This window comes from Streptomyces sp. R818, from assembly GCF_056172735.1.
The window spans coordinates 1,029,860-1,045,432 of record NZ_JAOCNE010000014.1 but is presented as its reverse complement, the minus strand read 5'-3'; the positions used below and the strand labels follow the sequence as shown (position 1 = coordinate 1,045,432).

The 15,573-nt window shown below is 74.2% G+C and carries 11 protein-coding genes; 1 reads left to right on the top strand and 10 read right to left on the bottom strand.

Annotated elements, in window-relative coordinates:
- Positions 1–59: 59 nt before the first annotated feature.
- Both N5I75_RS36610 and N5I75_RS36605 read right to left on the bottom strand, forming a co-directional pair.
- Complete coding sequence (locus N5I75_RS36610; RefSeq protein WP_476684488.1) at positions 60–656, bottom strand: NADPH-dependent F420 reductase; 597 nt, start codon at positions 654–656, stop codon at positions 60–62.
- A 130-nt stretch (positions 657–786) separates the two neighbouring features.
- Positions 787–1,611: an inositol monophosphatase family protein gene (locus N5I75_RS36605; protein ID WP_476684487.1), complete on the bottom strand. Its 825-nt coding sequence runs from the start codon at positions 1,609–1,611 to the stop codon at positions 787–789.
- A gap of 139 nt (positions 1,612–1,750) precedes the next feature.
- Here N5I75_RS36605 and N5I75_RS36600 point away from each other — a divergent pair, with 139 nt between their 5' ends.
- Positions 1,751–2,650, top strand: coding sequence for a LysR family transcriptional regulator (locus tag N5I75_RS36600; RefSeq protein ID WP_476684485.1), 900 nt, complete (start codon positions 1,751–1,753; stop codon positions 2,648–2,650).
- Positions 2,651–2,694: 44 nt separating this feature from the next.
- Here the strand turns inward: N5I75_RS36600 and N5I75_RS36595 are convergent, their stop codons facing one another.
- The 8 genes from N5I75_RS36595 to N5I75_RS36560 all read right to left on the bottom strand — a co-directional run bounded on the left by N5I75_RS36595 (position 2,695) and on the right by N5I75_RS36560 (position 15,569).
- Positions 2,695–3,636 (bottom strand): ADP-ribosylglycohydrolase family protein, encoded by a 942-nt coding sequence (locus N5I75_RS36595; RefSeq protein WP_476684484.1) that lies wholly within the window; start codon positions 3,634–3,636, stop codon positions 2,695–2,697.
- A 96-nt stretch (positions 3,637–3,732) separates the two neighbouring features.
- Positions 3,733–5,172 (bottom strand): DUF6519 domain-containing protein, encoded by a 1,440-nt coding sequence (locus N5I75_RS36590; protein ID WP_476684483.1) that lies wholly within the window; start codon positions 5,170–5,172, stop codon positions 3,733–3,735.
- A 64-nt stretch (positions 5,173–5,236) separates the two neighbouring features.
- Positions 5,237–7,417: a hypothetical protein gene (locus N5I75_RS36585; RefSeq protein ID WP_476684482.1), complete on the bottom strand. Its 2,181-nt coding sequence runs from the start codon at positions 7,415–7,417 to the stop codon at positions 5,237–5,239.
- On the bottom strand, positions 7,414–11,130 hold the full coding sequence (locus tag N5I75_RS36580) for a putative baseplate assembly protein (RefSeq protein WP_476684481.1): 3,717 nt from the start codon (positions 11,128–11,130) through the stop codon (positions 7,414–7,416). The genes N5I75_RS36585 and N5I75_RS36580 overlap by 4 nt, the downstream gene beginning before the upstream one ends.
- Complete coding sequence (locus N5I75_RS36575) at positions 11,127–14,309, bottom strand: putative baseplate assembly protein (RefSeq protein WP_476684480.1); 3,183 nt, start codon at positions 14,307–14,309, stop codon at positions 11,127–11,129. Before N5I75_RS36575 ends, N5I75_RS36580 begins: the two co-directional genes overlap by 4 nt.
- On the bottom strand, positions 14,306–14,710 hold the full coding sequence (locus N5I75_RS36570) for a GPW/gp25 family protein (protein ID WP_476684479.1): 405 nt from the start codon (positions 14,708–14,710) through the stop codon (positions 14,306–14,308). The genes N5I75_RS36575 and N5I75_RS36570 overlap by 4 nt, the downstream gene beginning before the upstream one ends.
- Positions 14,707–15,039, bottom strand: a complete 333-nt coding sequence (locus N5I75_RS36565; protein ID WP_476684478.1) for a hypothetical protein — start codon at positions 15,037–15,039, stop codon at positions 14,707–14,709. Before N5I75_RS36565 ends, N5I75_RS36570 begins: the two co-directional genes overlap by 4 nt.
- A 14-nt stretch (positions 15,040–15,053) precedes the next feature.
- Complete coding sequence (locus N5I75_RS36560) at positions 15,054–15,569, bottom strand: phage baseplate assembly protein V (protein ID WP_476684477.1); 516 nt, start codon at positions 15,567–15,569, stop codon at positions 15,054–15,056.
- Positions 15,570–15,573 lie beyond the last annotated feature (4 nt).

The following is a 15,573-nucleotide window of genomic DNA, read 5'->3' as shown; positions in this document are numbered from 1 at the left end:
GACGGCCCGTCCCCACACCACCGGTCCGTCCTGACTCCACCGGCGAACCGCTACCCCGTTCAGCGGGCGATCGAGAGCGCGAAGGGGGCGAATCCGCTGGACCGGATCACGTGGGGCACGAACAGGATGGCCGCCTCGGTGGCCCGCGCGGTCTCGATGCCGCCGAGGTCCGTGATCCACTCCTGCTGCCAGCCCAGGTCGGCGAGCAACCCTCGTACGACCTGTTTCGCCTCCGGGTCCGCGCCGGAGAGGAAGGCTGTCGGAGGCTGGGTGAGCGCGGCGGGATCGGTCATCACCGTGTAGAGCATCGTGTTGAGTGTCTTGACGAGGTGAGTGTCGGGGAGCGCTTCCTGCAGTTGCTCCGCGAGGCTCGAGCCGGGGTGGAGCAGGTCGGCCGGGAGTCCGTCCGGTCCGTCGACGGTGGCGTTGGAGACGTCCACGAGGATCTTGCCCCGCAGCTCCTGGCGCAGTGCGGTGAGCCGCTCCAGCGATCCGGCGCCCGGAGTGGCGTTGACGACGACCTGCGCTGTCCGGGCGGCGGCGGAGGCGGAGCCCGGTGAGCGGTCCGCCACGGTCACCTCGTGTCCGGCGCGGGTGAGGGCTTGGGCGAGGCTGCCGCCGACGCGGCCGTTTCCGAGCACGGCGATCTGGGTCATGGTGCGTGAGTCCTTTGGTTGCGTGTTCGCGGGGGGGGTGTCGGTGCACGGGTGTTATGTGTGCGGGGGTGGTGTGTGTGCACGGGTGGTACGTGTGCGCGGGTGGTACGTGTGCGGCGGTGGACCGGGGTCAGCGGGTGAGCGTGGTGACGGCCTGGGCGTGCACGCCGGGTGCGGCGGCCAGGAAGCTGTCGCTCTTCGGGGTCCAGGGGCGCCCCTCGGCGTCGGAGATTCGGCCGCCGGCCTCGGTGACGAGCAGGGCCCCGGGGAGCAGGTCCGCGCGGGCCCCGGCGAACTGCCAGAAGGCGTCGAGGCGGCCGACGGCCACGTGCAGCAGGTGCAGGGTGGCGGGCACGGAGGTCCGCACGACGAGCGCGTCGAGGAGCATCGCGGTGATCGAGGAGCCGACGCGCCGCACGACCGCCTCGTCCTCGTCCGGCCTGGCCTGGCTCGTGGCGACGAGGCTCAGGCCGAGGTCCGTGGTCCCGGACACGTGCAGCGGGCGGTCGTCGAGGTGGGCGCCGTGACCGGCGTGAGCGGTGTAGGTCTCGCCGGTCAGCGGCAGGTGAACCGCGGTGAACACCGGCTCGTTGTCCCGTACGAGGGTGGCGGTGACCGCCCACTCCGGCAGGGCGTGCAGGTGGTTGACGTTGCCCTCCGCCGGATCCAGGACCCACCATTCGCCGGGAGGCAGGGCACCGCCCGCGAGTTCGTCCTCCACGAAGCAGGCTTGTGGGCGCAGGTGGGCGAGGCGGGGGCGCAGGACGTCGAGCGCCGCGTCGTCGTTGGCGGCGAGCGCGCGCATCAGTTCTTCGCGGGTCTCGTAGCGGACGATGTCGCCGAACCGGTCCCGCAGCACCGAGGCCGCCGCGCGTACGGCGGTCGTGGTCCGCGCCAGCAGGTCGGCGTCGGACGCGGGGGCGGCGGTGGGCTGCGTCGATGTGGAGGTGGGCATGGCGAACTCCCGTGTCAGAGAAAGGGTGATGAGGCGGACGGGGCGACGAGGACCGTGTCTGCGTCGTGCCCGCATCTCGAAGGTAGAAGGGCCCCGGATTAACCACAAGTGCATGTAAAGCACGCCTAACATGACTCCCATGCAACTGGATCTGAACCTCCTCGCCGCACTCGACGCGCTCCTGGAGGAAGGCAGCGTCGCCGGAGCCGCCGCACGTCTGCACGTCACCGCCCCCGCGATGAGCCGGAGCCTCGGCCGGATCCGGCGCACGACCGGGGATCAGATCCTGGTGCGCACCGGACGCACGATGACCCCGACGCCGTACGCGGTCGCCGTCCGGGAGCAGGTGCACGAACTGCTGCGGCAGGTGCAGGGCGTCCTGGCGCCGAGCCGCGCGCTCGACCTCACGACGCTGGAGCGCACCTTCACACTCCGCTGGCACGACGCGCTGGTCGCTCTCGGCGGCCCCGCGCTTCTCGCTGCCGTCCGCGAACAGGCGCCGGGTGTGCGGCTGCGGTTCGTCGCGGAGTCGAGCGTCGACACCCCCGGTCTGCGGCGCGGCGAGGTCGACCTGGAGGCGAACGCGAACCCCCCTTCCGCGCCCGACATCCGCGCCGAACGGGTCGCCGAGACCCGGCACGTCATCGTCGTACGGGAAGGGCACCCGCTCACCCGGGGCGAGGCCGTCACCGCCGCGCGGTACGCCGCGGCCGAGCACCTCACCGTCTCGCGGCGCGGGAGGCTCACGAACGCCCTCGACGACGCTCTCGGGCGGCTCGGTCTGACGCGGCGGGTGGTGGCGACGGTGCCCACCGAAGCGACCGCGTTCGCGTTCGTGCGCGGCTCCGACCTGCTCGTCACAGCGCCCGAGTCGACGACGCGTGCGACGGCCGACGCCCTCGGTCTGGCCCTGCTTCCCCTGCCCTTCGAAGTGCCGGCGGCAGCTGTCTATCTGTCATGGCATCAGCGTTATGACACCGACCCTGCGCACATGTGGCTGCGCGATCTGGCGCGGACCGCGTTGGCACCGCCGGAGTGACCGTGCCGACTGGGCGCCGGCCGACCCGGGGCGCCGTGCCCGCCTCATCGGCTTCCCTCCTCCCGGAGGCGGTGTGCGAGGTCGAGCAGGTCGGCCAGGTGCAGCACCTGCCCGTCGAACCCCGGGAGGGGGACGTGCAGTGGCTGGGTCCAGCGGTCGGGGACGGCGTCCAGCCCGTACCAGGCCCCGGCGAGGCCTCCGGTGACCGCGGCGACGGTGTCCGTGTCGCCGCCGCAGTCGATCGCCGCGCGCAGCGCGTCCTCGAAGCCGGTCGTGGTGCGCAGGGCCCAGACGGCGGAGCCGAGGCAGGGCCAGACGGCGCCGTTGAACTCGGTCGCCCGGTCGGGGTGCCAGTCGGGGGCGAGGACGGTGGCGTAGCGGGCGCGGTGGTCTGGATGGACGAGCGTCAGGATGTCCGGGAGCGCCGAAAGCGGGTCGGTGCCGTCGAGCGTGACGCGGATCAGTTCGTGGAAGAGCGCGGTGCCTTCCCAAGCCGCCCGGTCGCCGTGGGTGAGAGCGGCGATGCGGCGGGCCGCGTCCGTCGTGGCCTCGCGGCCCGCGGCGGCGAAGTAGAGCGCGGAGGTCGTGGCCCGCATCAACGAGCCGTTGCCCGCCGCGCGTTGGTTGACCTGGAAGTGGATCGCGGCGGCGAGATCCCAGGGCATGCCATTGGTCAGGACGTCCTCGGTCTGCAGGCCGATGTCCTTCGGTTCGGACGCCGCCCAGCGCTGGAAGCGGGCGAAGATGTCCGGCAGATCCAGTCCGCGCCGCTCCAGCAGGGACTGGGCGACCAGCACGGCCATCTGCGTGTCGTCCGTGGCCTCGCCCGGCTCCCAGCCACCGCCTCCGCACATCTCGCCGCCCGCACCGGGCGCGGGAAACCGCGCGGAGAACACCCCTTGCGGACCGAACTCGAAGGGGGCGCCCAAAGCGTCACCGACCGCTGAGCCGACGACCGCGCCGGCGACCCGCTGCTGCTGCTCCATCGGTGCAGGCTATCCGCGAGCCACCGGCGAGTGCGGCCCCATCGCATACGGTGCGGCCGAGGGTCCCGATCCCGACGAGAACGCCAGCCAGCACCGCTACGTCCTCGACTCGACCGGGGCGGCCAGGGGGCCGAAGACGTGGCGGAGGTCGGTCACCCCGTCCTGGGCCTTGCCGCGGACCAGGGCGAGCGGGGCGTAGTGCACCTCGATCCCGGCGGGCGGTTGCAGCAGGGGCCGCCGGGCGGTGTCGCGCGGCCACTCCACGGTTCCGGTCGCCGTGCGCGCGGGGACGAGCCAGTGGTCGCCGGGGCGGTAGGTGCCGTCGGCCGCGAAGTAGACCTGGACGCCGTCCTCCACGTCGATCCAGGTGCCCTCGCGGCCCTTGAGGGCGAGGGCGCCGTCGGTGAGGCGCGGGGCGCCGCGGCCGGTGGAGCCGCGGTGGTCCCAGCGGCGCAGGAACGGCCGCCGGGCGGCGACCCGGCCGGTGCCGGGCGCGGGTTCACCGGACAGGCGCACCCGGCGCCCCGGCAGGTCGACCTCCTCCACGCGGAGCAGCGGTGTCCGTTCGTCGCGGCTCTCGTGGGCGGCGTCGGACACCTCGACCCAGTCGCCCGCGCCGAGGTCGAGCTTGTCGTCGGCGCCGAGGGTCGCGAGGGTGGCCCAGGCGCCGTCGAGGGATGCCACCGGCAGGGTGACGGAGCCGTTCTCGCGGGACCATTTGAAGGTGGCCCGCTCGGCGGCGCCGCCCTGGTGGATCTCGACCCGGTACAGCTGGTTCTCCGGGCCCCGGTAGCGGGCCTCGGGGTGGGTGACGCAGGGGTCCTCGTCGGCGCGGGCGGGGCGCTCGGAGCGGGCGGCCAGCCGGGCGCCCGAAGTACCGCGCGCTCGCGCCCACGTGTCGAACGCCTCGCGGGCCTCGGCCGCCGTCCCCTTGCGCGCGGGGATGTCGAGCTCCGCCGCGGGCACCGCGAGGACCTGCCAGACCACCTTGCGGCGGGCGGCGGTGTCGGGCATGGCCGCGCCGAGGGCGACCTCGCGGATCTCGGGGTCCTCCACCGCCGTGACGGACCGTTCCCACACCTTGAGGTAGACCAGGTAGGGGAACTTGTCGGGCAGCCGGTCCGTCTCGCGTTCGGGGTCGCGGTAGCCGTCGGGCTGGGTCCAGTAGTGCCAGAGCGTGTCGTCGTCCGCGCCCGGTGCCTGCTCGCCCTGCTCCCCTTCCCCGCTCTCGGCGGGGACCCCGGGCTGCGGGCGGGTGGCGTCCAGCAGGATGCCGTCCACGTAGTAGCGTCCGGCGCCGATGGTCAGGTCGTCCGGCACCCGGTTGCCCGCCTTGTAGGCGATGGCGAAGCCGAGGGCGGCGGCCGGGCCGCCGTGCGGCCCGACCAGGTCGGCGACGGCGGTGCGTTCGCGGTACAGGGCGATCGCCGTCTGTTCGTTGACGTCGGCGTCGAGCTGGACGCGGCCCTGCTGCGCCAGGACCGCCGAGTAGTGCTTGCCCGGCCGGAAGGTGACGCGGGAGAGGTCTGCGTGCATGGATCTGGTCCCCCCTGGGAGGTCGCGCGAGAAGTAAAGGGAGTCGGGTGCCGGAGCGGGGCGCTCAGGTGACGTGGATGATTCCGGCGTCGGTGCCCGCCGGTGTGAACTCGTCGAGCCGCGCGCGCAGACCGTCCTCGCGCTGGGGCTGGAACAGGTCGTGCCAGACGCCGAGTTCGCTGCCGTCCTCGGCGCCTCGGGTGATCTCCGGCGCGCAGCGCGCGGCGAGCCGGGCGTAGTCGGGCGTGCCGTACCGCTCGCTGGTGAACAGTGGCCGTACGCGCTGGGCCTCGGCGTCCTGGCGGCCGGGGAGGTCTGCGGGGTCGCCGCCGTCGCGTTCGGCGCGCTCGCGCTCGGCGGCGCGGACCTCGTCGGGCTGGCAGTGGTAGCGGCGCGGGGTGCGGGAGCCGGGCGGGACGTAGCAGAAGCGCAGGCAGCCGAGGCCGCGGCGGGCCACGTGCAGACGGCCGGTGAAGATGCTGTCCTCGGCGCTCTCGACGGCGTGGACGTGCACTTCGCCGAGGACGGTCGTGCGGTGGGCGTGCAGCACCGCGTGCGCGTGCCGGCATTCGGGCGCGGACAGCGCCTCGCGGTCCGGGCCCGTGGCGTCCAGGACGCTGTCGGCGAGGTGGATGTGGACCGGGTCCGTACCGACCTCGTCGCCGGAGACCAGGATCGTGCCGAGGATGGACCGTTCGATCTGGACGCAGGCGGTGGTGCACTCCAGGACGAGGCTGGGCTCCTGCGGGGAGTGCGGCTCGCAGTGGGGCTCGAGCGACCAGCCGGGGACCAGGGTGCAGTGCCGGATGACGACAGTGCCGACGGGCCCGGTGACGTTGACGCCGCGCCCGGTGATCAGGAGTCCGTCGAGGGTCATGCGCGGCGGGGGTCCGTCTCCTTCGTTGCCGCGGATGTTGAGGGCGTCGGGGCGGTTGCTGTACCAGTCCAGGAGGCGGATGACGGGCCTGGTGCCCTCGGCCGCGCGCAGCTCCAGGCGGTCGCCGGGGCGCAGGTCGAAGTCGAGCTGTTCCTGGTAGGTGCCGCTGTGGGTGATCTCGATGACGGCTTCGGCGCCGCCGTCCCCGCGCCAGCGCTCGTAGGCGTCGGTGATCCGCTCGTCGGGCTGGCCGGGGCCGACCCGGTAGACGGGGGCGCCGCGCGGCGTGGTCCGTTCGCGCGGGTACTCCCCTCCCCCGGTGTCGTCGGCGAACGCGTAGTGGTAGGTGACCCAGACGCCGCGGCGCGGGGCGGAGCGGGCGCCGAACGCGATCCGGCCGAGCACCGGGTCCACCGCGACCTGGCCCCGCTTGGGCCGGTAGGTCCAGCCGGTCAGGTCGGCCACGACGATGTCGGCGGGGGCGACGGGCTCCTCGTGTCCGTCGCGCCAGATGGTGAAGCTTTTGCCGGGACCGTAGTGGTCGGTGAGCCCGTCGGCGAGCGCCCGGCGCCGCAGGTAGCCGGGGACGTGGTCGGCTCCGGCGAGGTGGGACGGCGAGGGTTCGGGCTCCGGGCGGGCCACCAGCGGGGTGTCGTTGCCGAGGAGGGAGAAGGTGTACAGGTTCCTGGCGCGGTCAATGCAGTAGGCGGGCGCCCGGGTGACCGAGTACGGCTTGAGCCGCCATACGAACAACCCGACGCCGGCGGGCGTGTAGCCGCCCTGGCGTCGCGCCGATCCGGCGCGGCGTACGTCGACGGTGTGCGCGGCCGGGTCGAAGGGGCCGCCGAGCAGGTCGAGCCCGGCGCCGTCGCGCACGTCGGCGAGGCGGCCGCGGGTCAGCCTGCGCGCGTCGGCCGCCTCCTCGCCCGCCCCGTACAGGCGGACCGGCTGGGCGGAGGAGAGGAGGCGGGAGAACTCCACGGCGCGGGCGGGCCAGTCGGCGACCGACGCGGACAGCTCCTCCAGCAGCGCGAGGGTGCCCTTGCGGCGGCGGTTGGCGACGGTGGCGGCCACATCGCGGCGCGGGGCGAGGCGTTCGGCGAGCGGGCCGCCGGGCCGCAGGGCGAGCGCTTCCTCGTAGCCGGGCGGGAGCTTGAAGCCGACGAGGTCGCCGAGGTAGGGCACGGCCCAGTCGGCGCAGGTCTCGATGAACCAGTCCTCGTACGTGGCCTCGATGCCGGCGCGGACCAGATCGGCCTGTTCGGTGATGACGGCGAGCAGGGCCCGCAGCGTCTCGCCGGTCTCGGTGTCGCGCAGCCGGTGCCACTGCGGCAGCAGCCCGTACAGCCCGTCGGGCTCCCTGGTCATGCGCGGACCTCCTTGAGGATCAGCGTGTCCGGTACGTCCGGGGACAGCAGCGCGAGCTGCGCCGGTCGGACTCCGCGGAAGACGAACACCGAGCGGCCCTTCGCGAGCGGCGCGGTGTCGGTGATGTCGGGGTTGAGCCGCAGCAGTTCGGCGACGGAGATGCCGTGCCGGGCGGCGACGTGGGTGAGGGTCTCCCCGTCCTGCGCCACCCGGTGGAGTTCCTCCTCGTAGCGGGCGAGGCGGGCCTCCACCACGGCCTGGGGCGCGGTCAGCCGCTCGCTGAGCGCTTCCAGTCCGGCCGGGGTGATGCTGCCGGGCACGCCGGTGAACGCGTCCACGTCCACGTGGTCGACGCCCGGTACGGCCTGGGCGGCGGCAAGGACCTCGGACAGATGGGCGCTCTGGCCGAGCTCGCGTCCGGCGTGGCCGAGGCGGGCGAGCAGTGCGCGCCGCACCTGCGGCTCCACCAGATCCCACCGGTGGTCGGGGTGGACCTTGATCCCGGCGACGACGACAAGGAGGACCGGTTCCCGGACGGCGACGACGACCGGCAGCGCCGGGTCGCCCAGGGCGGTGAGCGAGGAGTGCAGGGTGCGGACGACGTCGGAGTCCTCGGCGAGCGGGATGTCGTCGACGCCCGCCACCGTCACGTGCACGATCTGCCGTGCGCCGTCGGAGAGTTGGCGCGCGCTCGCGCGGCCGATCCCGGCGCGGGCGCGGGCGAAGTCCTCGAAGTCGGGCACCGAGACGAGCCGGTCCAGGGCGGTGACGGCGAGGGGGATGGTGCGGCGGGCCGCTCCCGGGCCGTCCGGGTCGGCGCCGCCGGTCGCGGGCAGCGGGTTGACGACCGAACTGACGCCGAGCGGGCGGGTGGTGAGCTGGGTGATGCGGCCCGCCTTGACGTTGGCGGCGCGGCCGACGCCGACCCGGTAGCGGGCCCGGACGTTCTCGTGCCCGGTGGGCAGCCGCGCGCCGTGCACGCCGTCGCCGAAGGTGACGGTGGTCCGGCCGTCCTCGGTGGCACCGGTGACGTACACCCGCTCGTCCGGGGCGCGGCCCGCGAGGCTGTCGGTCTCGTGCCAGAGCACGCCGTCGACCCGCACCTCCAGGGTGCTGCTCGCCCCGAGCGGGGTGTCGGCGGCGAGCCAGGTGAGCGGGGACTGCCACAGGGCGAAGGTCTGGCCCGTGCGCGAGGCGTCGCCGCTGCCGATCGGTTCGTCGCGGGTGGCGCCGTGGGTGGCGTGCACGACGTTGCCGAGGATCTTGACGGTGTCGCGCCGGTAGCTGTGGGCCAGGGCGGCGCTCAGGGTGAGCGTGGTGTGCACGGTGTCGCCGGGGAGCTGCGGGTCCACGGACTGCTCCACCCCGGCGATCATCGTCAGCTCCGTGCCCTGGACCCCGCTGGTGTCGGGGATGTCGGTGCGTTCGCCGGTGACGACGATCCAGCGGCCGAGGTCGAGCCCGTCGTACAGGTCGGCCAGCTCGATCCGGTTGCCGCGCACGTCGTCGGTGACCTCTTCGTCGGCGACGGTGAGGGGCTCGCCGCGCGCGTACACGGTGGTGTCCCTGATGTGCGAGAGCAGGACGTCGTGCTCGTCCAGCCAGCGGTCCTCCAGGGTGAGTTCGGTGACCTTGCCGGTGATGCCGAAGTCCGCGCGCGACAGCACCCGCACACCGGTGACCCGGGTGATGACGAGCGAGAGCTTCGGGTCCCCGGGGATCTGCCCCGCGGCGCCCTTGCGGGGCCGGTGGATCGCCACCCAGCCGCCGGGGGCGATGCCCTCGTACACGGCGTCCAGCGCGATGACGTTGCGGGAGGTCTGTGCGAGCTGGGAGGTGAGGGTGATCTCCACGGCCGGGTCGGGCCCCGGTGCGGACCGGCCCACGGTCACCCGCAGGCCGCCGTGGTCCTCGGGCGGCGCCTGCTCCCCGGGGGCGAGCCGGTGGTCCAGGGTGGTGCCGTTCCCGATGGTGACATGGACGAAGTCCTGCTCCATGCCCTCTTTCTCGGAGACGAAGAGAGTGCGTACGGGCAACTCGGCCTGGAGCTCCGCCTTGACACCGGGTTCGGCAGGCTCGGCGGCCCCGGGACCGGGCTCCGGCTCCGACCGTGTCGTCGTCAGCCTGATCCTGCCGGGTCCGAAGTCGACCGTGCCGGTGAACGGCAGCGCGTACCCCGCCTGCACGGAACCGCCGCCCTCCACATAGGTGAAGTCGACGCGGTCCGGCACCGCGCCCCTTTCCTCGTCGAAGCCGACCTTCATGCCGATGAACTTCGACCCGGTCAGCGGCCAGTCCTCGTAGCGGACGACCTGATTGCCCTGGTAGACGGGTTTCAGGGGCGCGGTCGCGCCGAACGGGGTCGCGGTCACCCGCATCGCCCGCAGCTCGCGCAGCGCCGAGGGCGCCGTCGCGTCGGTCCGCCGCCAGGCGTCGAAGAGGCCCTCGCGCAGTCGCGGGTCGAGCCCGGCGAGGAGGTGGGGGGTGAGGTCGGCGCCGGGCGCGAAGATCTGCGCGGGGTCGCGGGCCAGATGACGTGCGGTGAGCGGCGGCCGTACGGGGGCGGTGCGCAGGGCGGGCAGCAGCGCGCCGAGGGCCGCGAGCGCGGGGTGGGCCGGGGCGGGGGCACCCGGGGTCTCGTCGGGCTGCGGCGGTTCGAGGGCCCGCGCCTGTCCGCTCAGCCGGTCGAGCCCTTCCGCCAGGCGCGCGAACCAGTCGGCCACCTCCCGGTGGTCCGCGGCCAACTGCTCGGCTTCGTGGGCGCGTTCGACGGTGGTGTCCAGGCGTGCGGCGAACGCGGTCGGTGTCGTCAGCTCGTCCAGGTCTGCGCGGAGCGGGGTGAGCACCTGGTCGTCGAAGTCCACGACGAGCCGGCTCCCGGCGGGCCAGGGGCTGTTGGGTCCGCTCTCCGCGTCGGTGACCCACTCCCGCGCCTCGGCGACCAGATCCGCCAGGGACGGCAGGGCGGGTCCCGGCAGGCCGACGACCGTCACGGCGTCGTCGCGGTCGATCCGGGCGTCGGACACCGTGAGCAGGGTGCGCTGCGAGCGGTCCGCGCTCTTCTCCGCGCTGAACACCAGGAGAAGCTGGTCACCGGCCTTCAGGTTGGTGGCGGTCCCCGCGACGATCAGCTGCTGCCGCTCCTGGAGGGAGCGCGCCGTGATCCGGTAGGGGCGGCGCCGCAGGACCCGCAGCTCGTTCCACGACCAGCGGGCGGCGAGCGGCTCCGACGTCTCGAAGGGCTGCGCCTCCTCCCCCGGCCCGGGGACGCTCTGGCTGCGCGCGCCGCGCGCGATCGTCACCGTCGGGTCCTCGCCCGGGCGGGGATCGCGGTCGAGGCCGTACGCCAGATAGGTGTCAGCCGCGACGCCGGGGCGGGGCTTGTGGCCGACGAGCCTGCCGAGCAGGGCCAGGGAGTGTTCCTCGGTGGCGGTGCGCAGGTACCCCTCGTCGGCGATCCGCTCGGAGTAGAAGGTCAGCAGGTCGCCGAGGACGGCCCAGGCGTCGAGGAGCGCGACGGCCGGGTCGTCGGGTGTCCGGGCGGTGAGTCCGCGCAGCGCCGGGTAGGCCGGGCCGGAGAGGCGGGCGAGCATGGCGGACAGGAAGTCGGCGTGGGTGGCGGTCCGCAGGGCCAGGGTGTCTGCGCCGGGCGGCGGGCCCGTCTCCGGGCCGGTCCGGCCGTCCGTGCAGCCGCAGTGGCAGGTGCCGGTCATCGGCCGCCTCCGATCACGAGGGCGAGCCGGCCGTTCTCCGGCCGGTCGGGGTCGTTGTCGCACTGGGCGATCTCCAGGGGGCCGAGGGGCAGCACCCCGGCCTCCAGTTCTCCGTCGTCGTCGCGGAACAGCCGGCGCAGCCGCGTCACCTGGGCGCTGAGCACGCCGGGCACCGCCGCGGCGGCGGCCACCAGACGGCTGACGCGCACGGGGTCGCCGAAGGTCAGGGCGTCCGGGTGGAAGAGGCCGGTCCGGCCGTCGGCGAGACGGGCGGTGCCGAGGTCGCGGCGCAGTGCGGCGAGGACGTGGCCGCGCTGCCGTCCCGGGGCGACGCACACCGTCAGCTCGATGTCGAGCGGGACCGTGCGGGCCGGGTGGACGACCACGTCGTGCCCGATGCGCCGGTAGCGCTCCAGGGTGTCGGCGACGGCGTCCAGAAGGCGTGGGTCCGCGTCGCCGAGCGGGTCGACGGCGACGTGGACCTCCACGGCGCTGCCGGTCCAGCGCAGGTCGGCGGCGGCCCGTTGCACCCCCGGCACCGCCGTGGCCAGCTCCGCGTAGTCGTCGGCGGTCACCGCGCGCAGCCGGGTGCGGCGCAGCGCGAGCGGGGCGAACTGCCGCACGTCCGCCAGGGATTCGGGGGCCGTGCCGCCGACGGCGGGCAGCGGGTTGCGGACCCGGACCAGCCCTTCGGGGCGCTCGCAGTGCCCCGCGCAGAAGACGAGGTGGTTGATGGATTCCGCGCCGACGTTGCCGTCGGGGCCGTTGCCGACCCGGTAGGAGACGTCGAGGTCCGCACCGGGCGGGGGCGGCGCCCCGTGGCGGCCGTCGCCGAAGCGCAGGGCGAGCCGGCCGTCGTCCTCCAGCTCACCCACGAAGTGCCGCTCCCGCCGCCCGGCGGACAGCAGGTCGCGGCGCGGGGTCCACACCTCGTCCCCGACGGCCGCGGTCACGGCCGGGAGTGCCGTACGGGGGTCGGGCGCGGTCAGAGCGGCGGCGGGCCCGGTCAGTGAGCGCCCGGCCGGGTCTAGGCCGTGGGCGTAGAGGCGGCCCCAGCTGTGGCGGATCTCCCAGACCGTCCTGGCGTCGAGGACGGTGCCTGCCCCGGCGCGGGCGACGAGTACGGCGAGCCGCCGGAGCTTGCCCGCGAGCAGCCGGTCGCTGCGGGAGAGCAGGTCGCGCAGGGCGCGGACGGGATGGTCGGTCAGCCGCACCTCGTCCAGGACCCGGGCACCGAACAGGACGGTGAGTTCGGCGATCTCGGCGCGCGACGGCTCATGGTGCTCGCGCGCCCGGCGCCACAGCTCCTCAAGACGCGCCCGGACCCGCTCGGGGATCAGGACGAGGAGTCGCGCCTGCGCCGCCGCGATCAGCCGGGGATCGGGGTACGGCACCGCCTGGGTGACCGGCGTTCCGCGCAGCACCGGCCGGAACCGGACCGGCACGCCCGGATACGTCACCTGGGCGAGCAGCGTCCGAAGGGCGTCGGCCTGCGCGTCCGCAGTGGGCGGTGCGACCCGCTCCTCGGGGTCGGACCCCGCGGCGAGGTGCAGATGCGTCTCGATCCCGGCCCGGGTGACCGCCTCCTCGCCGACCAGGCCGTGCAGTTCCCTGACCCGGTCGGGCGTCAGCTGGTGCCCCGCCTCGGCGAGGGCGAGGAGCCGGTGCAGGTCCTGGGCGGTGGCGCTGCCCCCGTCCCGGTCGCCGCAGCCCGAGTCCGGCGGCCCGCACGGCGGCCGGGTCACCGGCTCGGGCGGCACCCGGAAGCGTTCGGGGGCGGCGGCGCAGAACGTCAGGGAGCGGCCGTGATCGGCCGGCACCACGTTTCCCCGTACGAGACTGATGTCGTCGATCAGCCGGCAGTCGGGGCCGCCGCGCGCGGACAGACACACGGGGAAGGTCAGCGCGTCGGCGGTGTCCCAGGCGACCTCGACGACCGGCTGGTCGTACAGCTCGTCGACGAGGGGGGTGACGGAGGTGAGGCGGACGGCCTGCCGGTGCGCGGGGTCGGCGTCGGCGGGCGCGCCGGTACGCGGCCCGAGGACTTCCTCGATGAGCAGCAGGTCACCGGGATCGAGGTCCAACTGCCTCGAACGCTCGGCGCCTTTGTGGGAGTCCTCGTCCGTCCAGGCGTCGCGCAGGGTCGCCGAGGTCGCGCCGGCGGGCAGGGAGCACTCCTCGTCGCCCCACGCCCAGAACCGGATCGCGTTGTGCTGCGGCCGTACGGTGAGGTCGCGCCTGTCCAGCGGCTCGAAGACCTCCAGGACGTCGGCGCGGGCCGCGAGCGCGTCCAGGTCCTCGTCGGCGACGACCGTGCCGAGGTCGGGCCGCTCCCTGGGGTCGAGTCCGCTGACGTCCACGGCGGCGAACCGGTAGGTGCCCGCGCGCAGTTCGACCTCGCGCTCGGTCTCCAGGGTCACGAACGCGCGGGCGTTGCACCCGTCGTGCATCGCGTAGTCGACGAGCCGCACGTGGCGTCGTACCGACACCCGGCGCCTGGCCGTGTCGAGGTACGCCTCGGTGGCCACCGCGTCCTGCTGGTAGCCGAGCCGGTCGGCGGTGTGGGCGAGCAGTTCGACGAGGGTGACGCCCAGATCGGGGACGTGCCGTTCGGTCCAACCGGGCGTGGTCAGGCTCATGCGGTCGAGCAGCAGGCGGCGCAGGCTGTCGTAGTCGCGGGCGGTGTAGTCGATGACCGGTCGGTCGGCGTGCGCGGGCGGACAGTCGCGGGGCGCGGGCAAGCAGTCGAGGGCGGTCGGGCAGGACGGCCCGAACCGGAAGTCGGCGCTGCCGTAGCGGGGATCGAAGCCGTGGTAAGGCCGGGTCCCGGGCCGTCCGTAGGCGTCGCTCTCCACGACGCTCAGCCGGTACGTGGACGTGTCGCCCGCCCGGTCGAGTCCGACGTGCATCAGGTCGTCGTACTCCGGGTCCTCCGCGCGCTCCACGCTCACGTCGACGGCGCGGATGCCGGTGACCCGGCGCCCGCCGTCGATACGGACGTTCTCCGGGCCGACGTGGCGCGGCGCCCTGCCGAGGAAGGTGACGGTGAGGGTGCGCCCGTCGTCGCTGACCTCGACGCCGTCGAGGCCGTTCAGCCGGGCGGCGCAGACGTCCGCCCTGCGCCGCTGTGTGCCCCGGCACTCGGTCGCGCCGCCGGGGCCGTTCTCCGCCTGGTTCACGCGGCTCCCCTCCTCTCAGGCCCCTCGGGCCCCACGAAGTCGTCGTCGCGGCGGGTGCCGGTCCGCAGGACCTCGTAGACGAGGCGCACCCGCACCACGTTGTCCTCGCTCTCCACGTCGAGGGACTCGACCGTGATCACGTCGCCGAGCCAGCGCTGGAGCGCGGCCTGCACGGAGAGGTGGAGGGTGGCGGCGAGTTCGGGGCTGTTGGGCGCGAAGACCAGGTCGAGCAGGCCGCAGCCGAAGTCGGGGCGCATCACCCGCTCGCCGGGGCTGGTGAAGAGGAGCTGCTCGATCATGTCGCGGACGTGGTCGTCGTAGCCCGCCTCGGCGGTACGTCCTCTGCGGTCGATCCGTAACGGGAAGGCGATGTCGGTGCGCCGCGCGCGCGAGAGGTTCACCGGCCCACCGCCCGCTGCTGCACCACGGAGACCGTCGCGTCGCCCTGCGGCGCCTGCTCCGCGCTGTGCCCGGTCCCGGTGGAGGACTGGAGCAGGACCGGCGAGCCGCCCGCGCGGACCCGGGACGACGGGCCCTGCCAGCGGATCGTGGTGCACGGCTGCGGCTTGTTGCCGACGGTGAAGGGGCACCCCGTGACCGTGTACAGGTCGGCGGCGGTGGAGGCGAAGCGGCCGTCCACCACGACGCGGGACTGCGCGGGCTGGACGGTGGCGGGCGCGCCGTGCGGACAGGTGACGGTCGCGTTCGCGTGCAGCACGTTTCCGGGCATGGTTCGGTCCCCCGTCAGGTGACGCTGAACGCGTCGTCGTTGATGGTCACGGTGTTGCCGGACAGCGAGACCTTCGCCCCGTTGCCGTTGTCGATGTGGATCCCGGAGTCGTTGACGACGATCGAGGCCCCGTTGGGAGCCTTGAGCGTCAGCCCGGTCTCGGGGTCGTCGGAGAGCACGATCCGGCACTGGAGGCCGGTCTGCAGGACGGCGTTGCGGCGGCCGGTCGCGCCCGCGTCGGCGGCTTGCGGGACCTCGGCGGCGGTGCCGAACCAACAGCCGGTCCACACCGGGTAGTTGATGTCGCCCTGCTCGAACTCGATCCAGACCCCGGCGCCGGACGGCGGTACGGCGTAGTGGCCCATGCCGGGTCCCGCCACCGGGAAGCTGGGCATGGCCCAGGTCGACGGTTCGTCGCCGAGGATGTCGGGCACCTTCGCCGTGATGCGGCCGATGCCCTGGGGGTCGGCGGTGCTCTCGACAGTGCCCCGGTACTTGCCGAGGTAGCGACGGGCTGGTTCAGCGGCCATACGG